Annotated in this window: 15 protein-coding genes; 8 read left to right on the top strand and 7 right to left on the bottom strand. The window is 63.6% G+C overall.

Annotated features, from left to right (window positions below; all coding sequences use genetic code 11):
• Positions 1-174: 174 nt before the first annotated feature.
• From VC352_RS22410 to VC352_RS22420, 3 genes are all read left to right on the top strand, one after another.
• Positions 175-1,671 carry a glucan biosynthesis protein G gene (locus VC352_RS22410; RefSeq protein WP_322981728.1) on the top strand — a complete coding sequence of 499 codons (1,497 nt, stop codon included), beginning with the start codon at positions 175-177 and terminating at the stop codon, positions 1,669-1,671.
• Positions 1,664-4,210, top strand: a complete 2,547-nt coding sequence (mdoH, locus tag VC352_RS22415; protein ID WP_322981713.1) for a glucans biosynthesis glucosyltransferase MdoH — start codon at positions 1,664-1,666, stop codon at positions 4,208-4,210. The genes VC352_RS22410 and mdoH overlap by 8 nt, the downstream gene beginning before the upstream one ends.
• A 143-nt stretch (positions 4,211-4,353) precedes the next feature.
• The gene (locus tag VC352_RS22420) at positions 4,354-4,887 is read left to right on the top strand and encodes a cytochrome b (protein WP_322981714.1); all 534 of its coding nucleotides are present in this window, start codon (positions 4,354-4,356) and stop codon (positions 4,885-4,887) included.
• Between the two features lie 179 nt (positions 4,888-5,066).
• Here the strand turns inward: VC352_RS22420 and VC352_RS22425 are convergent, their stop codons facing one another.
• The 3 genes from VC352_RS22425 to VC352_RS22435 form a co-directional block, all read right to left on the bottom strand.
• Positions 5,067-6,302: an MFS transporter gene (locus VC352_RS22425; RefSeq protein ID WP_322981715.1), complete on the bottom strand. Its 1,236-nt coding sequence runs from the start codon at positions 6,300-6,302 to the stop codon at positions 5,067-5,069.
• 107 nt (positions 6,303-6,409) lie between these two features.
• Positions 6,410-7,309 carry a LysR family transcriptional regulator gene (locus tag VC352_RS22430; RefSeq protein WP_322981716.1) on the bottom strand — a complete coding sequence of 300 codons (900 nt, stop codon included), beginning with the start codon at positions 7,307-7,309 and terminating at the stop codon, positions 6,410-6,412.
• A 20-nt stretch (positions 7,310-7,329) separates the two neighbouring features.
• Positions 7,330-9,243, bottom strand: coding sequence for a DEAD/DEAH box helicase (locus VC352_RS22435; protein WP_322981717.1), 1,914 nt, complete (start codon positions 9,241-9,243; stop codon positions 7,330-7,332).
• A gap of 150 nt (positions 9,244-9,393) precedes the next feature.
• Here VC352_RS22435 and VC352_RS22440 point away from each other — a divergent pair, with 150 nt between their 5' ends.
• A complete protein-coding gene (locus VC352_RS22440) occupies positions 9,394-10,287 on the top strand; it encodes a DMT family transporter (protein WP_322981718.1) in 894 nt (297 codons plus the stop codon).
• Between the two features lie 17 nt (positions 10,288-10,304).
• Here VC352_RS22440 and mnmC read toward each other — a convergent pair whose 3' ends face one another.
• The gene (gene mnmC / locus VC352_RS22445; RefSeq protein ID WP_322981719.1) at positions 10,305-12,266 is read right to left on the bottom strand and encodes a bifunctional tRNA (5-methylaminomethyl-2-thiouridine)(34)-methyltransferase MnmD/FAD-dependent 5-carboxymethylaminomethyl-2-thiouridine(34) oxidoreductase MnmC; all 1,962 of its coding nucleotides are present in this window, start codon (positions 12,264-12,266) and stop codon (positions 10,305-10,307) included.
• A gap of 143 nt (positions 12,267-12,409) precedes the next feature.
• Here mnmC and pap point away from each other — a divergent pair, with 143 nt between their 5' ends.
• Together pap and VC352_RS22455 are read left to right on the top strand one after the other, a co-directional pair.
• On the top strand, positions 12,410-13,897 hold the full coding sequence (gene pap / locus VC352_RS22450; protein WP_322981720.1) for a polyphosphate:AMP phosphotransferase: 1,488 nt from the start codon (positions 12,410-12,412) through the stop codon (positions 13,895-13,897).
• Between the two features lie 231 nt (positions 13,898-14,128).
• Complete coding sequence (locus VC352_RS22455; protein WP_322981721.1) at positions 14,129-15,313, top strand: thiolase family protein; 1,185 nt, start codon at positions 14,129-14,131, stop codon at positions 15,311-15,313.
• Between the two features lie 59 nt (positions 15,314-15,372).
• Here the strand turns inward: VC352_RS22455 and VC352_RS22460 are convergent, their stop codons facing one another.
• From VC352_RS22460 to pyrC, 3 genes are all read right to left on the bottom strand, one after another.
• The gene (locus tag VC352_RS22460; RefSeq protein WP_322981722.1) at positions 15,373-15,591 is read right to left on the bottom strand and encodes a bacterioferritin-associated ferredoxin; all 219 of its coding nucleotides are present in this window, start codon (positions 15,589-15,591) and stop codon (positions 15,373-15,375) included.
• 175 nt (positions 15,592-15,766) lie between these two features.
• Complete coding sequence (rnt, locus tag VC352_RS22465; RefSeq protein ID WP_012017982.1) at positions 15,767-16,441, bottom strand: ribonuclease T; 675 nt, start codon at positions 16,439-16,441, stop codon at positions 15,767-15,769.
• Positions 16,438-17,484 carry a dihydroorotase gene (gene pyrC, locus VC352_RS22470; RefSeq protein ID WP_322981723.1) on the bottom strand — a complete coding sequence of 349 codons (1,047 nt, stop codon included), beginning with the start codon at positions 17,482-17,484 and terminating at the stop codon, positions 16,438-16,440. Before pyrC ends, rnt begins: the two co-directional genes overlap by 4 nt.
• A gap of 153 nt (positions 17,485-17,637) precedes the next feature.
• Between pyrC and VC352_RS22475 the strand changes: the two genes are divergently transcribed.
• Together VC352_RS22475 and VC352_RS22480 are read left to right on the top strand one after the other, a co-directional pair.
• Complete coding sequence (locus VC352_RS22475; protein ID WP_416340227.1) at positions 17,638-18,573, top strand: flagellar protein MotY; 936 nt, start codon at positions 17,638-17,640, stop codon at positions 18,571-18,573.
• A gap of 106 nt (positions 18,574-18,679) precedes the next feature.
• Positions 18,680-19,897 (top strand): argininosuccinate synthase, encoded by a 1,218-nt coding sequence (locus VC352_RS22480; protein WP_322981724.1) that lies wholly within the window; start codon positions 18,680-18,682, stop codon positions 19,895-19,897.
• The last annotated feature ends 83 nt before the right edge of the window (positions 19,898-19,980 follow it).

Consider the following 19,980-nt stretch of genomic DNA (forward strand, 5'->3'; position numbering starts at 1 on the left):
GACACGAGCGCTTTCTTGCATCATTTTCCGCCCAAATTTGAACCCCGTGCAGCGGCGACCCGTGGGGCGTCCGCTGCGCGTCAATCCGTATGCCTTGGAGGCTGTTAGTCAATGAGTCGTCGTTCTGGAACCCGTCTGGGCAAGACCGGCCGGTTGATCCTGTGCACTTTGCCCATGCTGTTCGCTGCCCAGATCTGGGCATTCGATCTGGATGATGTGGCAGTCAAGGCCAAGTCCCTTGCGTCAGAGCGCTATAGCGCTCCGCAGAGCCGCTTGCCGACGGCGTTGCGTCAGATGCCATTCGCCGATTACCAGAAGGTGCGCTTCCGTGAGGATCACGCCTACTGGCGCGATGGCAAGACGCCGTATCAGCTGTATTTCTTCCATCAGGGCATGCACTTCGACGTTCCGGTGAAGCTCAACGAGGTCACCGCAACCGGTACTCGGGAGATCAAGTATTCCCCGGAGATGTTCGATTTCGCTGACGTCAAGCTCAACCCGGATGACCTCAAGGATCTGGGTTTTGCCGGCTTCAAGATCATTCATCCGCTGAATGAGCCGGGCAAGCAGGACGAAGTGATGAGTGTGCTGGGCGCCAGTTACTTCCGCATCGTTGGCAAGGGCCAGGTCTACGGCCTGTCGGCTCGCGGCCTGGCGATCGATACCGCACTGCCATCGGGCGAAGAGTTCCCGCGCTTTACCGAGTTCTGGATCGAGAAGCCGAAATCCGATCGCGCCACCCTGTTGTTCTATGCGCTGCTGGATTCGCCGCGTGCCACCGGTGCCTACCGTATGGAAATCGACCCGGGCCGCGACAGCGTGCTCGACGTGCAGGCCAAGGTGTACCTGCGCGAGCCGGTTGAGAAACTCGGCATCGCCCCGCTGACCAGCATGTACCTGTTCGGTGCCAACCAGCCCTGGCCGCGCCACAATTACCGCCCGGAGCTGCATGACTCCGACGGCCTGGCCATTGCCGCCGGTAACGGCGAGTGGCTGTGGCGCCCGCTGAACAACCCCAAGCGCCTCAACGTCAGCAGCTACAGCATCGAGAATCCGCGTGGCTTTGGTCTGATGCAGCGTGGCCGCAGCTTCGCCCAGTACCAGGATCTGGATGATCGCTACGAGCTGCGTCCCAGTGGCTGGGTGGAAACCGTCGGTGATTGGGGCCCTGGCCACGTCGAACTGGTGGAAATTCCGACCCCGGATGAGACCAACGACAACATCGTTGCGCTCTGGCGCCCCGAGAAGCAGCCGGCGCCGGGTGAAGCCCTCGACGTTCACTACCGTCTACACTTCAGCCGTGACGACGCCAAGCTGCATGATCCGAAGCTGGCCATGGTCACTCAGACCCGCTTGTCCGAAGGTGATGTGAAACAGGCCAACCTGATTCGTCAGCCTGATGGCAGCACCGCACTGGTGGTGGATTTCGCCGGCCCGGTACTGGCTGAACGTGCGCCGGATGCGGCCATCGAGCCGCAGATCAGCGTCGATGGCAATGCCGACATCGTGGAGAAGAACCTGCGTTACAACCCGGTGAGCAAAGGCTGGCGCCTGACCCTGCGGGTCATGGTCAAGGATCCGGCGCAACCGGTGGAAATGCGCGCTGCCCTGATTGAGGACGGCAAGCCCCTGTCGGAAACCTGGAGCTATCAGCTGCCTGCCCATGAATAAATCTCCCGACGCTACGCTGATCCAGGACTATCTGGACGAACTGCCCCTGGATCAGGCTCAGCAACAGGAACTGGAGCGCCGCCTGGAGGAGGGCGGCGATCTGGCTGAACTGCATCACGCCCTGCAGCCTCCGGCAGTCGCCGCGCAAGAAGTGGATGAGGAAACCCGCGAACTGCTCGAGTCCGTGCCAGTGCGCTTGTCCATGGGCTGGCCCGATGCCGTCGAGCGGGGTTGCCAACTGGTGCAGGATCACCAGGGGCGACCGACCATCGAGTCGACGCCGCCGATCAAGCGTACGCGCATGGTGCCGGAGCCCTGGCAGACCAACATTCTCGAACTTGGCTGGTGGCGCCTGAAGGGGCACAAGTCGAACCCGCGGCCCCGTACCCGTGAATCCGAAGACTTCAGTGAAGAACACTGGCGCCACGTGGCTGCGGTACGCCGTGCAGCGCTGATGGTGCTGATGATCGCGCAGACTGTGGTTGCCACCTGGTACATGAAATCGGTGCTGCCTTATCAGGGCTGGTCACTGGTCGATCTGGGCCTGGTGTTCGAACAACCCTGGTTGGAGTCGGCACGGCAGATCCTGCCCTATGTGGTGCAAACCAGCATCCTGGCGCTGTTCGCGCTTCTGTTCTGCTGGGTGTCGATGGGCTTCTGGACGGCGCTGATGGGCTTCTTCCAACTGCTCAAGGGGCGTGATCGCTACAGCATCTCTGCCACGTCGTGCGGCGACGAGCCGATTTCGCCCAAGGCCCGCACTGCGCTGGTCATGCCGATTGCCAACGAGCACGTGCCACGCGTCTTCGCTGGCCTGCGCGCGACCTTCGAGTCATTGAAGAAGACCGGCCAGCTCGAGCATTTCGACTTCTTCATCCTCAGTGACAGCAACGATCCGGACATCTGCGTGGCCGAACAGCAGGCCTGGATGGAGCTGTGCCGCGAGGTCGAGGGCTTTGGCCATATTTTCTACCGTCGCCGTCGGCGTCGGGTGAAGCGCAAGAGCGGCAACATCGACGACTTCTGCCGTCGCTGGGGTAGCAACTACCGCTACATGGTGGTGCTCGATGCCGACAGCGTGATGAGTGGTGAATGCCTGACTCGCCTGGTGCGCCTGATGGAGGCCAACCCGGGCGCCGGTATCATCCAGACCGCGCCGAAAGCGTCGGGCATGGACACCCTCTACGCCCGTCTGCAGCAGTTTGCCACGCGCGTCTACGGCCCGTTGTTCACCGCCGGCCTCAATTTCTGGCAGCTCGGCGAGTCGCACTACTGGGGGCACAACGCGATCATTCGGGTCAAACCCTTCATCGAGCACTGCGCTTTGGCGCCGTTGCCGGGCAAGGGCGCCTTTGCCGGTGCGATTCTGTCCCACGACTTCGTCGAAGCTGCATTGATGCGCCGTGCCGGCTGGGGTGTGTGGATCGCTTACGACCTGCCAGGCAGCTACGAAGAGCTACCGCCGAACCTGCTCGACGAACTCAAGCGGGATCGACGCTGGTGTCAGGGCAACCTGATGAACTTCCGCCTGTTCCTCGTGCGGGGCATGCATGCGGTGCATCGCGTGGTGTTCCTCACCGGCGTCATGTCCTACCTGTCGGCTCCGCTGTGGTTGCTGTTCCTGGTGCTCTCCACCAGCCTTTTGGCGATCCATACCTTGATGGTGCCGGAGTACTTCCTGCAGCCCAATCAGCTCTATCCGCTGTGGCCGCGTTGGCAACCGGAGGAGGCCGTGGCGCTGTTCTCGGCGACCATGACCCTGTTGTTCCTGCCCAAGCTGCTCAGTGTGTTGCTGATCTGGATTCAGGGCGCCGAGGAATACGGCGGTCGCATGCGCGTGCTGCTGTCGATGCTGCTGGAAGCGTCCTGCTCGGTGCTGCTGGCGCCGGTGCGCATGCTGTTCCACAGCCTGTTCGTCACGGCCGCCTTCCTCGGTTGGTCGGTGCAATGGAACTCGCCGCAGCGCGTGGATGATTCCACGCCCTGGAGCGAAGCCTTCCGTCGCCACGGCACACAGGTATTGATCGGTATCAGCTGGACGGCGCTGGTGGCCTGGCTCAACCCGGACTTCCTCTGGTGGCTGGCACCCATCGTCGTCTCGCTGATTCTGTCGCCGGTGGTTTCGGTGCTGACCAGTCGTACCGCTCCCGGCCTGGCCGCCAAGCGCGGCAAGTTGTTCCTGATCCCCGAGGAGCATCAGGTGCCGCGTGAGTTGAGCGATACCGCTGAGTACGAGCACCTGAATAGCTCGCGTGCCCTGCGCAAAGGCTTCGTGCGGGCAGTGGTCGACCCGCTGTACAACGCTCTCGTATGCGCCATGGCGCGTGCGCGCCATGCCAAGGTAGTGCCCGCTGCCGAGGCTCTGCGTGACGAGCGCATCGAGGAAATCCTTGCGGCCGGCCCCGATGGCCGCGTCGAGGCGACTCGCTGGCGTCTGCTCAACGACCCCGATGGCATGGCCCGCCTGCACGCCCGTGTCTGGCAGGAGCCGCAATATCGCGCCTGGCGCGACGCACGCGAAGCGCTCCGCGACAGCTGACGATTCTGCGAGCCCTTGCTTGCAAGGGCTCGCCGATATACCTGCTAACCTGAAGCGAAGTCGCCGCAGCCTGTGCGAGCAGGTGATGCTGATTTACTGGTAGCAGCCGGCCAGGGATCGAATTCGATAGAAAAGGAGCCGCCATGTCCAATCTTCACGATTCTGCAGATCGCTATGGTCTGGTCACGCGCCTGCTGCATTGGAACATGGCGATTCTTCTGGGCTGGCAGTTCGTTACCGTGATCGCCCATACGGCCATGGAAGACAGCGGCCTGGACAAGCTCCTGTGGAGTACGCACAAGCCTACCGGCTTGCTGCTGATGATCCTGGTGCTGATTCGTCTGGTTTGGGCCGTTGCCAGCCACAGCCGTCGCCCCGCTGCAATCAGCCTGATGGCAAAGCTGGGGCATGCTTCCCTGTATGTGCTGATGTTCGTCATTCCATTCGTCGCGCTGCTGCGTCAGTACGGCTCGGGTCGCGAGTTCGTGGCATTCGGCATGACCCTCATGCCGGGCTTTAGCGACGGCAAGATCAGATGGATGATCGAACCGGCCAATCTATTGCACGGCAACCTCGGCTGGCTGCTGCTGGTGCTGGTCATCGGCCATGTGGTGATGGCGTTCGTCCATCGTCGACTGGGCGGTGAGGACGTCCTGGCACGCATGATCGGTCGCTGAATCCGCTGGCTATGGCAAAAGGCTTACACGCTCAGGCGGCAACCGCCACTGTTGCCATCGAGGGCTGATCTCTAATCTACACACACATCCCCTGCAGCGATGGATCGCTGAGGATCACGGAAGATGACCAGGCCAAGATGGCTACCGACAGGATGTCGGATGGTTGGGAAGAAACCCGCTTAGGCGGGTTTTTTGTTGCCTGCGATTTTTGTATTTGCGCCGACTCCTAACTTCTCTTTACCGATGAATACCAGCAGTGCGAGCAATGGCAGTCCGGCGGCCAGCAGTGCCGTGCCCGACCAGCCGAAGCGCTCGTAGACCGGGCTGGCCAGTGCCGAGCCGATGGCGCCGCCGACGAAAATGCTGGTCATGTACAGCGCATTGAGCCGGGCGCGGCTCTGCGGCTCCAGTGCGTAGATGCTGCGCTGGCCGAGCACCATGCTCATCTGCACGGCGAAATCCAGCACGATGGCGGTGACGATCAGGCCGATCCAGCCCAGCCCGGCGCTCAGCAAATTGGGGGCAAAGGCCAATGGCGCGAGGATCAGCGCCACCAGACTGGCGCGCCAGGTATGGCCGGCATCGGCCAGGCGTCCGGCAATAGGGGCCGCGACTGCGCCGATGGCACCGGCAAGGGCGAACAGGGCGATGTCCTGTTGGCTCAAGCCCAAGTGACGCGACAATTCCAACGGCGCCACCGTCCAGAACAGGCTGAAGCTGGCGAACATCAGACCCTGATAAAGCGCACGACGGCGCAGTGTCGGGTAGCGGCGCAGCAGGTTAACGAGCGAGGCCAGCAGTTGCCCGTAGCTTGCCTTGTGGTTGGGGGTGTGGCGCGGAATGGTGGTGGCGATCACCAGGGTAATCACCAGCATCAGGGCCGCTGCCATCAGGTACACCGCGCGCCAACCGAACTCACCGGCGATCAGGCTGGCCAGCGGGCGTGCCAGCAGGATGCCTAGCAGCAAACCGCTCATGATATTGCCCACCACACGGCCACGGCTGGCCTCCGGCGCCAGGTTGGCGGCCAGAGGGATCAGCATCTGTACCGAAACCGAGCTGAGACCGATCAGCAGCGCCAGACCGAGGAACAGATCCGGCTGGTTCGCGAAGGCGGCCGCCAACAGGCAGAGCAGGGCGGCGGCAGTGGTGATCAGCATCAGCCGACGGCTTTCCAGCAGGTCGGCCAGCGGTACCAGGAACAACAGACCGAGGGCATAGCCGATCTGCGTCAGCGAAACGATCAGGCTGGCGCGTTCGGCGCTGAGGCCGACATCCGGGGCGATCAGCTCGATGATCGGTTGGGCGTAATAGAGGTTGGCGACGATCGCGCCGCAGCACAGGGCGAACAGCAGCACCAGCGCCTGCGGCAGGGCTGGCGACTCGCTCGTGAGTGAGGAGGTCTGGCTAGTCATGATGGGATCTCGATGAGAGGAAGCGACAGGCGCAAGGTTAGGCAGGTAACGACTGGCGGAGAATCCGTCGAAGCGGCAACGCTGCGTTGCGCACCGTGCAAAAGCCCTTAGCTTTGCAGCAGTTCCTGGAGAAACTCGCTGAACGCGGCGATGCGCCGAGAGCCGCGGTGGTTCGGCAGGTACAGCAGATGAATGGTGCCTTCGTGCGGGCCGGGAGCGATTTCGTAGTCGGGCAGCAGGCGCTGCAGCTTGCCGCTGTCTACATCGTCGCGTACCAGCCAGTCCGACAGCAGCGCGATGCCCTGACCATCCCGCGCCGCCTGGCGCAGGATATCGGCGTTGTTGCTGCGCAGGCGCCCGCTGATCGGCACCTGCAACGTCTTTCCGTCCTGTTCGAAGCGCCAGTAGTTCGCCGGGCTGCCGTAGTCGTACTGCAGGCAGGCGTGCGCCTGCAGTGCGTCCGGATGTTCGATGGGCGAGGTGCGAGCCAGATAATGCGGACTCGCTACCAGCCAGCGGCGAAAGCTGCCGACACGCTGGCTGACCACGTCGTCGCTGACGATGGAGGAGCCCAGGCGCAGCGCCAGGTCGATCCGTTCGCTGAGAAGGTCGACCACTTCATCGGTCACGCGCAGGGTCAGTTCCAGTTGTGGATGTCGTTCCAGCAGCTTGCCGAGGTGCGGGGCGATGATGCGTCGAGCGAACTCCACCGGCACGCTTACGGCCAGACGACCGCGGACTTCGCCGTCCTTGTCGGCCACGGCGGCGTCGGCTTCGTCCAGCGCATCGAGGATGGCCAGGGCACGCTCGAAGTAGTCGCGTCCGGCCTCGCTGACGCTGATCTGCCGTGTGTTGCGGTTGAGCAGTACGCAGCCCAGCTCCTGCTCCAGGGCGCTGACTGCGCGGGTCACCGACGAGGTAGCCAGCCCCAGTTGCCGCGCTGCAGCGGAAAAACCACCGCAGCGAACGGTGGCGACGAAGGTGCGCAGAGCCAGCAGTTTGTCCATGGGAACGCCTGAAGTGCCGATCAGCCTGAAGCTTGCGTGATAGGTCGGCTCGCTGCCAAGCACTGCGTGGCGCCCTGGGCCTTGCGCGTGTACCACAACACTCGGCTTACGCCGCGGGTGATGGCCACGTAGGCCAGGCGCCTGGCTTCGTCCTGCATGGCCTGGTCGTAGCTGCCGGCGAAGAAACCGCACTGGGCGTAGAGCGCGTTGCGCAGCGGGTGTTTGTCCACGGGCAGGCAGTCGTCGAGGATGATCGCCACCTCGGCTTGCAGACCCTTGGCACGGTGGATGGTCAGGGTCTTGACCGGCAGTGCCTTGTCCAGTTGCGCGCGCACCTGCTGCAGCGGCTCGTTGCGTCGGCTGAGCAGGAGCACGGCGGTGCGATCCGCGTTGTGGCGTTGGCTGACGTGCTGGCACTGCACACTGATTTCCTTGAGCAACGCTGGCAGGCCGCTGGCCAGGTCGAAGCGCTGAATCAGCCTGACGCCGTGGTCGCCCGGTTGCATGGCCTTGGCCGCGACGCAGGTCTTGGCCTGCTTGCTGTGCACCTCGGCCAGCACCCTCTCACCATCGCGGATCACCGGCTCGATGCTGCGGTAGTTGGTGCCCAGCAGCAGGGTGGTGCTTTTGCTGCGTCCACGACTGGGGAAGTGACGGTCGAAGTCGATGAACAGCTCCGGCGAGCTGCCGCGCCAGCCGTAGATCGATTGCCAGTCGTCGCCGATGGCCATCAGGCTGATGCGTTCGCCTGCAGCGTTCAGGCGGCGATGCACGGCCTGTAGCCACAGCACGATCTGCGGCGAGATATCCTGGAATTCGTCGATCAGCAAGTGGCTCAGGGCAAGCAGGGCAGAACCGGATTTGCCGCTGTCGCTGCTCAGTCGCTCACTTAGCTGCGCGAAGGCACCGTTGAAACTGATCAGCCCCTGGCTGTGCAGCAGCGCACTGAAGTGTTGGTGAAAGCGCTGCATGGCCTCGATGAAATCACGCTCGCGGGGCGCGCAGCCCAGCGCTTTCATGTCCAGGCACTCGAGACGAATCCCCAGGCTCTCGGCGAAGTCGATCTGCCCGTGCAGCAGCTCGAACAGCGGCAGGGCGGCGAATTCACCGGGTAGCTTGCAAGCATCCAGTGGCGCCTTGGGCTTGCCCTGTGGCGGCTCTTCGGGTGCCGGTAGTTTGAGTAGGCGGTGAGTCAGGGCGCGAAAACGCGGGTCGTCGGCGTAGGCGTTCTGGTAGGCCTGCTTGAGCAGGCGTTGTTGCGCGGGGCGCAGGCGAGCGCCGGCGAGCGGGTTGTCCGGTTCGTCGCTGGGATCGTCCAGTTGCTCGAACCAGCGCGGGTTACCCAGGCTCTCCTTGGCCAGTGTCGCCATGGCCGCGTGAAAGGTGCGTACGCACTGGCGTGCGCCGTGCGGGTAGTGCCAGAAGTCGAGCAGACGTTGCAGGCGCTCGCGCAGCTCGTGGCAGGAGGCATTGGTGAAGGAGATTACCGTCAGCCTTTGCGGGTCGAGATTCAGGTGGCAGAGCAGGAACACCACGCGCAGTACCAGGGTGCTCGACTTGCCCGAGCCGGCGCCGGCAAAGATGCGTGCCAGCGGCGCGAGGCAGAGGATCATCACCCACTGTTCGTCCGACGGTGCGCCGATCAGCCCGGCGTTCACCGCCTGGGCCACGCGCTCGCGCATGGCCTGTACCTGGGCGTCTTCGATCTTCAGCCGGGTAGCGGGGTAGATGCCGGCGGGGCCAGGCTTGCTGTTGGCGGTCTTGCGACTGCCGGCTTTCTTGTTGCCGGTGGATTTCTTCTTGCTCTGCTTGCGCACGGGCTTGCGTGGCTGCGCAGCTTCGCGCTCGGCGCGCAGGTAGGCGGTGGTGCGGGGGAAGTAACGGGCGAGGGCGCTGGACAGCAGTTGTTTGTAGCGTGCGACAGCGGAAAGCATGCGATGAGAACGACCTGACGAATAAAGCCCGCATGATAAAGCCTGCCGCGCGATGGCAGGCAGTGATGGCGCAGCGATAAATGCGCAACTTTGTGCAAGCGCCCTGCGTACATCGCTTCCAGACTGTGCTCCAGTCTTGGGAGATTCTCGATGAACCTATCGCTTTACCTGCTGACCGTACTGATCTGGGGTACGACCTGGATCGCCATCAAACTGCAGATGGGCGAGGTGGCCGTCGCCGCCTCCATCGCCTATCGCTTCGCTCTGGCCTCGGCCGTGCTGTTCGCCATGCTCTGGTTCAGTGGCCGCCTGCAGCCGCTGGATCGCCGTGGCCAGGGCATTTGCCTGGCGCAGGGCCTGTGCCTGTTCTGCCTCAACTTCCTGTGCTTCTACACCGCCAGTCAGTGGATACCCAGTGGTTTGATCGCGGTGATCTTCTCCACCGCTACCCTGTGGAACGCGATCAATGCACGGCTGTTCTTCAAGCAGCGCATTGCCGCCAATGTGCTGCTCGGTGGCGCGCTGGGTTTGGGCGGCTTGGGCTTGCTGTTCTGGCCGGAGCTGGCTGGGCACGAAGCCAGTCGTGAAAGCCTTTTGGGCATTGGCCTGGCACTGTGCGGCACGCTGTGCTTCTCCGCCGGCAACATGCTTTCCAGCCTGCAGCAGAAGGCCGGGCTCAAGCCGCTAACCACCAACGCCTGGGGCATGCTCTATGGCGCACTGATGCTGGTGGGCATCTGCCTGGTCAGCGGCACGCCGTTCGCCTTCGAGTGGAACACGCGCTATGTCGGCTCGCTGCTTTACCTGGCAATTCCCGGCTCGGTGATCGGCTTTACCGCCTACCTGACGCTGGTCGGGCGCATGGGCCCGGAGCGCGCCGCCTACTGCACGGTGCTGTTCCCGGTGGTGGCGCTGAACATCTCGGTGTTCCTTGAGGGCTACCAATGGACGGCCCCGGCGCTGCTCGGCCTGGGCCTGGTGATGGCGGGCAACGTACTGGTGTTTCGCAAGCCCAAGCCAGTGCTCACCGAGGCCAGGGCCTAAGCGCGGTCACCCGGAACTCAGCTCCCGCGAATCAGCTTGCGCAGCATAAAGCGATTGGGGTGGCTGGCTTCGGCCACCTCGCGCGGAACTGGCAGCGGCTCGTCCTCCAGCCAGGCAGCGATCAGTTCGCCTGACAGTGGAGCGGTGATCAGCCCGCGTGAGCCGTGGCCGCTGTTGATGTACAGGCCGGGTAGCCAGGGGCAGGGCGTTTCCGGCACCTGGCGGGCGTCCTTGGCCAGCATCGCATAGGCCTCGTTGAACGCCTGCTGCTCGGCCAGCGGGCCTACCAATGGCAGGTAGTCCGGGCTGGTGCAGCGAAAGGCGGCGCGGCCTTGCAGCATTGTCGGGTCGAGCGCTTGTGCGTCCAGGCGCGCGGCGAGATCCGTGGAAATCTCCCGCAGCAGTTCGATGTTGCCGGCATGCTCGGCGACGCTGGGCGTCAGATCGTCGCTGTGGAAGTCGAAGCTGGCGCCCAGGGTGTGTTCACCTGCGCGTGGTGGGGCGACGTAGCCTTCGGCGCAGACCACGGTGTTCAGCTCCCGGCTGGACTCGCTGGCTGGCAGGCGGCTGATCTGCCCGCGAATGCGCTTGAGTGGCAGATTCGCATCTGGCAGCAGGCGGGAGATCTCGGCGGCGCACGCCAGCACGAGCACGGGCGCTTCGGCCAATACGCCGTTCTGTCCTTCGACGCACCAGCGATCATCCTGCCGACTCAGGCTCAGCGCCTCCTGGTAAGGACGCAGCTCGATCAACGGGTGTTGCACCAGTTGCCGGCACAGTGCCGGTGGATGCACCCAGCCAGCATCCGGGTAGAACAGGCCACCGGCCGGCAGGCCGATGCCAGCCTGCTGCTCGGCTTCATCCTTCGTCAGCGCGTGCAGCAGATCATTCGGGAAGGCCGCGGCCAGTTTGGCTTGGCGCTCGGCTTCCTTGGCATCGAAGGCCAGTTGCAGCACGCCGCAGGCGTCCCAGTCCTGGCCGCGTTGCAGACATTCGAGCAGACGGCGGGTATGGCCAAAGCCGGCGACGATCAGCCGCGACAGTGCCGTGCCGTGGGCTGAGAGTTTCAGGTAGAGCACGCCTTGTGGATTACCGGACGCCTCGCGGGCGATATCGTCATGGCGCTCCAGCACAGTGACGTGCCAGCCGCGTACGGCCAGGCTGGCGGCGGTGGCACAACCGGCCAGGCCGGCGCCGATCACCACGGCCTGGCGTTCGCCAGTCGGCAATTCCGGGCGGGCGAACCAGGGCGCTGGGCGCTGCATCTGTTCGGCTTGAAAAGGGCCGGCGAGCATCTCGCGTTTGTGGCCGAAGCCCTTGACCCGCACCACGGCGAAACCCGCCGCGATCAGCCCGCGACGGACGAAGCCGGCGCTGGTAAAAGTGGCCAGGGTGGCGCCCGGTGCCGACAGCCGTGCCAGCTCGGCGAACAGGGCGTCCGTCCACATCTCCGGGTTCTTCGACGGGGCGAAGCCGTCGAGGAACCAGGCGTCGACCTTGGCATCGAGCTGCGGCAGGCATTCGAGCACATCGCCGATCATCAGCGTCAGCACCACGCGACCGCCGTCCAGCAGCAGGCGTTGGAAGCCGGGATGGATGGCGCGGTACTGCGCCAGCAGCTGCTCGGCGTAGGGCGCAAGCTCCGGCCACAGGGCCAGGGCGCGCTGCAGGTCCGCCTGGCTCAGCGGGAATTTCTCGACGCTGACGAAATGCAGCCGCGCGTCACTCGGCGCATGTTCGGCGAAGGCCTGCCAGGCGCAGAGGAAGTTGAGCCCGGTGCCGAAGCCGGTTTCGCCGATCACCAGCCGTCCACCGGCCGGCAAAGCCTGGCAGCGCTCGATGATCTGGTTATGGGCGAGGAAGACGTGACGGGTTTCTTCCAGCCCGTTGGCGCGGGAGAAGTACACGTCGCCATAGCTGCGCGACAGCGGCTGGCCGTGTTCGTCCCAGTCGAGCTGGGCGTTGTGGACGTCGGACATGATGGCTCCCGATAAAACAGGCGGCGATTCTACCCGCTGCGCATGTGCTTTTCCCGGCGCAGGTCAATCCGTGTCGAGCCGCCGTCAGGCAAAGTCGCGTTCTATCCGTTAGGCTCTGATGATTATTCCAGGGAGGTCATTGCATGTTCGAATCCGCCGAAATCGGCCGCAGTATCGACAAGGCCACGTTCGAGGCCGAAGAGCCGGCGCTGCGCGAGGCCTTGCTGGAGGCGCAGTACGAGCTCAAGCAGCAGTCGCGTTTTCCGGTGATCGTGCTGATCAACGGCGTCGAGGGGGCTGGCAAGGGCGAGACGGTGAAGCTGCTCAACGAGTGGATGGATCCGCGGCTGATCCAGGTCAGCACCTTCGATATCCAGACCGATGAAGAACTGGCGCGGCCGCCGGCCTGGCGCTATTGGCGACAGTTGCCGCCGAAAGGGCGCATGGGCGTGTTCTTCGGCAACTGGTACAGCCAGATGCTGCAGGGGCGGGTGCATGGTCAGTTCAAGGATGCGGTGCTGGATCAGGCCATCGACGGCGCCGAGCGCCTGGAGCGCATGCTCTGCGACGAGGGCGCGCTGATCTTCAAGTTCTGGTTCCACCTGTCCAAGAAGCAGATGAAGGCGCGTCTCGAGGCGCTCAAGGACGACCCGCTGCACAGCTGGCGCATCAGCCCGCTGGACTGGCAGCAGTCGAAGACCTACGACAAGTTCGTGCGTTACGGCGAGCGCATCCTGCGCCGTACCAGTCGCGACTACGCGCCCTGGTACGTGGTCGAAGGTGTCGATCACTATTACCGCAGCCTCACCGTCGGGCGCATTCTGCTCGAAGGCCTGCAGTCTGCGTTGGCCAACCCGCAGGGCGCGAAGTTGCAGCCACATTCGGCGCCCCTGGTGTCGAGCCTGGATAATCGCGGCCTGCTGGCCAGCCTGGACATGAGCCAGGCGCTGGACAAGGACGACTACAAGGAACAACTGGCCACCGAACAGGCGCGCCTGTCCGGGCTGATGCGCGACAAGCGCATGCGCAAGCACGCCCTGATCGCCGCGTTCGAAGGCAACGATGCCGCCGGCAAGGGCGGTGCGATTCGCCGTGTCACCGGTGCCCTCGACCCGCGCCAATACCGCATCGTGCCGGTGGCGGCGCCGACCGAGGAAGAACGTGCGCAGCCCTATCTGTGGCGCTTCTGGCGGCATATTCCGGCGCGCGGGCACTTCACCATCTTCGACCGTAGCTGGTACGGCCGCGTGCTGGTGGAGCGGGTCGAGGGCTTCTGCAGCCAGGCAGACTGGTTGCGCGCCTATGGCGAGATCAACGACTTCGAGGAGGAGTTGACCAACGCCGGGGTGATCCTGGTGAAGTTCTGGTTGGCCATCGACCAGCAGACCCAACTGGAGCGTTTCAAGGAGCGTGAGCAGATCCCCTTCAAGCGCTTCAAGATCACCGAGGAAGATTGGCGCAACCGCGACAAGTGGGACGACTACGCCGATGCGGTGGGCGATATGGTCGACCGCACCAGCACCGAGATCGCGCCCTGGACGCTGATCGAGGCCAATGACAAGCGCTTCGCTCGCGTCAAGGTGCTGCGCACCATCAACGAGGCCATCGAGGCGGCGTTTGCCAGAGATTGAAACGCTAATCGCGGCTGAAGCGGAATGCCGCCCAGCCGCTCCCACAGGTTACAGGGGAGCCGTGGGAGGGGCTTTAGCCGCGATGCTTTTTGTCGTTCCCGGTGATCCCGGATTGCATCCGGGCTACGTCTCTGCATCGCCCCGTATACGCCAGATCAATGATGGTCGCGCCCAGGGATCGGCTGGATTTATCGTCACGCCATTCGCCATCCAATAACAACGAGGTGCGTCATGCGTGATGTGGTGATCGTCGATAGCGTGCGGACTGGCCTGGCCAAGTCCTTCCGTGGCAAGTTCAATATGACCCGGCCGGACGACATGGCCGCTCACTGCGTCGATGCGCTGCTGACACGCAACGGTATCGACCCGAAGCTGGTCGATGACTGCATCGTCGGCGCTGGCTCCAACGAAGGCGCGCAAGGCATGAACATCGGCCGCAACGTCGCCGTGCTCTCGCGCCTGGGCAACCCGGTGGCAGGCATGACCCTCAACCGTTTCTGCTCCTCGGGCCTGCAGGCCATTGCCATCGCCGCCAACCAGGTGGCATCCGGCTGCAGCGAGATCATCGTCGCCGGCGGCGTCGAGTCCATCACCATGACCCTGAAAAGCATGAACATGGACAACCTGTTCAACCCGCTGCTGCAACAGGAAAACCCCGGCATCTACTACCCCATGGGCAAGACCGCCGAGATCGTCGCCAACCGCTACGGCATCAGCCGCGAAGCCCAGGATGTCTACGCCCTGCAAAGCCAGCAGCGCACCGCGCGGGCTCAGGCCGAAGGCTTGTTCGCTGATGAAATCGTGCCGATGACGGTGAAGTATCTGGTCGAAGACAAGGCCTCCGGCGAGAAGAAGATCGTCGATGGCGTGGTCGAGGCCGATGACTGCAACCGCCCGGATACCACCCTGGAATCCCTGGCCAAGCTGCAGCCGGCATTCGACCCGGCGGGTAGCGTCACGGCGGGCAACGCCTCGCAACTGTCCGACGGCGCCTCCATGACCCTGGTGATGAGCCTGGAAAAAGCGCTGGAGCTGGGCCTCAAGCCCAAGGCCTATTTCCGCGGCTTTACCGTGGCCGGCTGCGAGCCGGACGAGATGGGCATCGGCCCGGTGTTCTCGGTGCCCAAGCTGCTCAAGGCGAAGGGCCTGAGCGTGGCCGACATCGATCTGTGGGAGCTCAACGAGGCGTTCGCTTCGCAATGCCTGTACTGCCGCGACAAACTGGAAATCGACAATGACAAATACAACGTCAATGGCGGCTCCATTTCCATCGGCCATCCCTTCGGCATGACCGGCTCACGCCAGGTCGGCCACCTGGTGCGTGAGCTGCAGCGCCGCGAGCTGCGTTACGGCATCGTCACCATGTGCGTGGGCGGCGGCATGGGCGCCACGGGGCTGTTCGAAGCCTACCGCTGAGGCAAACGGCAGGCATAAAAAAACCGGATCGAGGATCCGGTTTTTTGTGTTCGGGAGAATCAGACAGTGACGAAGTTCGCGGGGTAGGCGAGGCTGGCCTGGCTGCTTTGCACTTCGGCGATGGTCTCGCGAACCACCTGCTTGGCCAGGCAGGCGCACTTGCCGCACTGGCTGGCGATGCCGAGGCTACCGCGCACTTCACGGTAGCTGCAGCAACCTTCGTAGACCGCTTCGCGGATTTGGGTATCGGTGACACCTTCACAGAGGCAGACGTACATGGGCAAGGCTCGTCCAGGTGATTCTGTTTGATGGGTCGGATACTAATGTTAATGAGAATGCTTGTCAAAGATCTTTTGCGAATGATCGCGGCAGCCGACGAGCGGCATTACTCCGCTGCCCAGACATGAAAAAACCGGCATGAGCCGGTTTTTCATGTCCGCGAGAGAGGATGGGTTACTGATCGAACTCGTCCCAGCCACCCATTTCCTTCCAGCGGTTGACGATGCCGCAGAACAGCTCGGCAGTCTTCTCGGTGTCATAACGTGCCGAGTGCGCCTCTTTGCCATCAAACTCGATGCCGGCGGCCTGGCAGGCCTTGGCCAGCACGGTCTGGCCGTAGGCGAGGCCTGCGAGGGTGGCGGTGTCGAAGCTGGAGAAAGGGTGAAAAGGGTTGCGCTTGATGCCGCAACGCGCCACCGCGGCATTGAGGAAGCCCAGGTCGAAACTGCTGTTGTGCCCGACCAGGATCGCGCGCTTGCAGCCGGCGGATTTGATCGACTTGCGCAGGCCCTTGAAGATCTCGCCCAGGGCATGTTCCTCGCTCACCGCCATGCGCAGCGGGTGGTCGAGCTTGATGCCGGTGAACTCCAGCGCCGCCGCCTCGATATTGGCGCCCTCGAAGGGCTCGATGCGGAAGAAGTGGGTGTGATCCGGGTAGAGAAAGCCGCTCTCGTCCATGGCGATGGTGGTCGCGGCGATTTCCAGCAGGGCATCGGTGGCGCTGTTGAAACCGCCGGTCTCGACGTCCACGACGACCGGCAAGTAGCCGCGAAAGCGCGCCGCCATGGGCGTGCGCGGACCGGATGGCAGGCTCGGTTCGAGTTCGTCTTCGTAGTTGTCTTCGCTCACGCCTGACCCTCCAGCAGTTTCCAGCGCAGCGTTTCGCCGGCACGCAGCGGGATTACGCTGTTGTCGCCCAGCGGCAGGCTGGCCGGCACGCTCCATTCTTCACGTACCAGGGTGATGCTGTCCGTGTTGCGCGGCAGGCCATAGAAGTCCGGGCCATGGTGGCTGGCGAAGGCTTCCAGCTTGTCCAGTGCATTGCGCTGTTCGAGCGCCTCGGCGTACAGCTCGATGGCGGCATAGGCGGTGTAGCAGCCGGCGCAGCCGCAGGCGGCTTCCTTGGCGTGCTTGGCGTGTGGTGCCGAATCGGTGCCGAGGAAGAATTTGACGTTACCGCTGGTGGCGGCATCGAGCAGGGCTTCCTGGTGCACGTTGCGCTTGAGGATCGGCAGGCAATAGAAGTGCGGGCGAATACCACCGACCAGCATATGGTTGCGGTTGTACAGCAGATGATGGGCGGTGATGGTGGCGCCGACGTTGGCCGAGGCGGCCTCGACGAACTGCACCGCGTCACGGGTGGTGATGTGCTCGAACACCACTTTCAGCGTCGGGAAACGCTCTACCACACGGGTCAGGTGTTCGTCGATGAAGGTCTTCTCGCGGTCGAACACGTCGATCTCGGCGCGGGTCACTTCACCGTGTACCAGCAACAGCATGCCGACTTCGGCCATGGCTTCGAGCACCGGGAAGATCTTGTCGATGCTGGTGACGCCCGAGTCGGAGTTGGTGGTGGCGCCGGCCGGGTAGAGCTTGGCGGCATGCACGAAGCCGCTGGCCTTGGCTGCACGCACGTCTTCCGGGCTGGTGTTGTCGGTGAGGTAGAGCACCATCAGCGGCTCGAAGCGGCTGCCGGCCGGGCGCGCAGCGAGAATGCGCTGGCGATAGGCGTCGGCCTCGGCGGCGTTGCGTACCGGCGGTACCAGGTTGGGCATGATGATGGCGCGGCCGAAGGTGCGCGCGGCATCGCCGACGGTATGTGGCAGCACCGCGCCATCGCGCAGGTGGATGTGCCAGTCATCGGGACGCAGGAGAGTCAGGCGGTCGGACATGGAGGCTTCCAGGCGGGTAAAACGTGGCCGCATGGTAACTGAAAAGCGCCTGTTCGCGCTCGCGCCGACGCGACAATCGAACGCAGGGGGTCAAGTTTCCGCGCGCCTGACCGATACCCCTTGGGAATGCCGTGAACCGCCGTGGAGTCGACCGTGCGTGTGCCCAATTTGCTTCTGATCAGCCTGCTGGCTGGCATGCCTTTGTGCCTGCCGGCGCATGCCATCAGCTTCCAGACGCGGCTGGAAAAGGTCGAGTGGACGGTCGAGGGTGACAAGTTCGAGTGTCGCCTGAGCCAGCCGATCAGCAACTTCGGCAGTGGCGAGTTCGTGCGCCGCGCCGGTGAGCAGGTCACCTTCCGCCTCAAGGCGCGTGAGCACTGGCTCGGCAATGGTTCGGCGACCTTGTTGGCCGCTGCCGCGCCTTGGCAGCCGGGGCGTGGCGACATCAATCTGGGCTCGGTCAGCGTCGCCAGCGGCGAGGTACCGTTCAACAGCTCGCAGGAGCAGGGGGCGCGCTTGCTCGCCGGCTTGCTGGAGGGGCGCAGCCCGGTGGTGCGCCACCGCACCTTCAACGGCGGCGATAGACTGGAAGTGCGCCTGCTACCGGTGAAGTTTCACAAGGCCTACGACGATTACGAAGCCTGCACGGCCAAGTTGCTGCCAGTGAATTTCGATCAGATTCGCCTGGCGCAGATTGGTTTTCCCGGTGGTGGGATCGACCTCGACCCGATGGCCAAGGCCAAGCTCGACATCATCCTCGAGTTCGTCAAGGCCGACCCGAGCATCAACAGCTTCCAGATCGACGGTCATGCCGACAACAGCGGCAATCGTCTGACCAATCGCGATCTGTCGCGCCGCCGCGCGCTGGCGGTGCAGGAGTACCTCAAGGCCCATGGCATTCCCGTCGAGCAGATCAGCGTGCGCTTCCACGGTGAGCGCTATCCGCTGGTGCCGAACACCAGCGAGGCCAATCGCGCCAAGAACCGCCGGGTAACCTTGCGTCTGGATCGCATGCCGCCGGCCGAGGCGCCGCAGCAGAGCGCACCCGCCCCAACCCCGGTCGATCCGCCCGGTAGTCAGCCATCCTGAGCCTTCTGGGCGTCGCTTCGTCAACTCCGCCTGTCGCGCCCCTGTAAATTGAGTCGCTTGGTCAGTAGAATCACGGGTTTTACCGTACAACCCGTGGAGTGATGGCATGGCGGACGTCAAAAAGGTAGTTCTGGCCTATTCCGGTGGCCTGGACACCTCGGTGATCCTCAAGTGGCTGCAAGATACCTACAACTGTGAAGTGGTGACCTTCACCGCCGACCTCGGCCAGGGCGAAGAGGTCGAGCCGGCCCGCGCCAAGGCTCAGGCTATGGGCGTCAAGGAAATCTACATCGACGACCTGCGCGAAGAATTCGTGCGTGATTTCGTCTACCCGATGTTCCGCGCCAACACCATCTACGAAGGCGAGTACCTGCTGGGTACTTCCATCGCCCGTCCGCTGATCGCCAAGCGCCTGATCGAGATCGCCAACGAGACTGGCGCCGACGCCATCTCCCACGGCGCGACCGGCAAGGGTAACGACCAGGTGCGTTTCGAGCTGGGCGCCTACGCGCTCAAGCCAGGCGTCAAGGTCATCGCCCCGTGGCGCGAGTGGGATCTGCTGTCGCGCGAGAAGCTGATGGACTACGCCGAGAAGCACGCCATCCCGATCGAACGCCACGGCAAGAAGAAGTCGCCGTACTCCATGGACGCCAACCTGCTGCACATTTCCTATGAAGGCGGCGTGCTGGAAGACACCTGGACCGAGCACGAAGAAGACATGTGGCGTTGGACCAAGTCGCCGGAAGCGGCGCCGGACGTTCCGACCTACATCGAGCTGACCTACCGCGCGGGTGACATCGTTGCCATCGATGGCAAGGAAATGACCCCAGCTCAGGTGCTGGCCGAGTTGAACCGCATCGGTGGCGAGAACGGCATTGGCCGTCTGGACATCGTCGAGAACCGCTTCGTCGGCATGAAGTCCCGTGGCTGCTACGAGACCCCTGGTGGCACCATCATGCTCAAAGGTCACCGCGCCATCGAGTCGATCACCCTCGACCGCGAAGTGGCTCACCTGAAAGACGAGCTGATGCCGAAATACGCCAGCCTGATCTACAACGGTTTCTGGTGGAGCCCGGAGCGTCTGATGCTGCAACAGATGATCGACGCCTCCCAGGCCAGCGTGAACGGCGTGGTACGCCTGAAACTGTACAAGGGCAACGTCATCGTTACCGGCCGCAAGTCCGACGATTCGCTGTTCGACGCCAACATCGCGACCTTCGAGGAAGATGGCGGCGCCTACAACCAGCAGGACGCGGCGGGCTTCATCAAGCTCAACGCCCTGCGCATGCGTATTGCCGCTGGCAAAGGCCGCAAACTGGTCTGATCGAGCGCTAGCTGTGATCTCTCAGTAGGTTGTTCATCCGGGGCATTCCCGGAATTCTGGAAGCGCGACCAACACAGCCTTCC

Source organism: Pseudomonas sp. C11, from assembly GCF_034683865.1.
Classification (GTDB): domain Bacteria; phylum Pseudomonadota; class Gammaproteobacteria; order Pseudomonadales; family Pseudomonadaceae; genus Aquipseudomonas.

Coding starts and splice junctions, on each gene's coding strand:
- mdoH (WP_322981713.1), top strand. CDS start 1,664: ATGAATAAATCTCCCGACGCTACGCTGATCCAGGACTATCTGGACGAA.
- VC352_RS22420 (WP_322981714.1), top strand. CDS start 4,354: ATGTCCAATCTTCACGATTCTGCAGATCGCTATGGTCTGGTCACGCGC.
- VC352_RS22455 (WP_322981721.1), top strand. CDS start 14,129: ATGCGTGATGTGGTGATCGTCGATAGCGTGCGGACTGGCCTGGCCAAG.
- VC352_RS22430 (WP_322981716.1), bottom strand. CDS start 7,309: ATGGACAAACTGCTGGCTCTGCGCACCTTCGTCGCCACCGTTCGCTGC.
- pyrC (WP_322981723.1), bottom strand. CDS start 17,484: ATGTCCGACCGCCTGACTCTCCTGCGTCCCGATGACTGGCACATCCAC.
- VC352_RS22425 (WP_322981715.1), bottom strand. CDS start 6,302: ATGACTAGCCAGACCTCCTCACTCACGAGCGAGTCGCCAGCCCTGCCG.
- VC352_RS22460 (WP_322981722.1), bottom strand. CDS start 15,591: ATGTACGTCTGCCTCTGTGAAGGTGTCACCGATACCCAAATCCGCGAA.
- VC352_RS22440 (WP_322981718.1), top strand. CDS start 9,394: ATGAACCTATCGCTTTACCTGCTGACCGTACTGATCTGGGGTACGACC.
- VC352_RS22410 (WP_322981728.1), top strand. CDS start 175: ATGCTGTTCGCTGCCCAGATCTGGGCATTCGATCTGGATGATGTGGCA.
- VC352_RS22435 (WP_322981717.1), bottom strand. CDS start 9,243: ATGCTTTCCGCTGTCGCACGCTACAAACAACTGCTGTCCAGCGCCCTC.
- pap (WP_322981720.1), top strand. CDS start 12,410: ATGTTCGAATCCGCCGAAATCGGCCGCAGTATCGACAAGGCCACGTTC.
- mnmC (WP_322981719.1), bottom strand. CDS start 12,266: ATGTCCGACGTCCACAACGCCCAGCTCGACTGGGACGAACACGGCCAG.
- VC352_RS22480 (WP_322981724.1), top strand. CDS start 18,680: ATGGCGGACGTCAAAAAGGTAGTTCTGGCCTATTCCGGTGGCCTGGAC.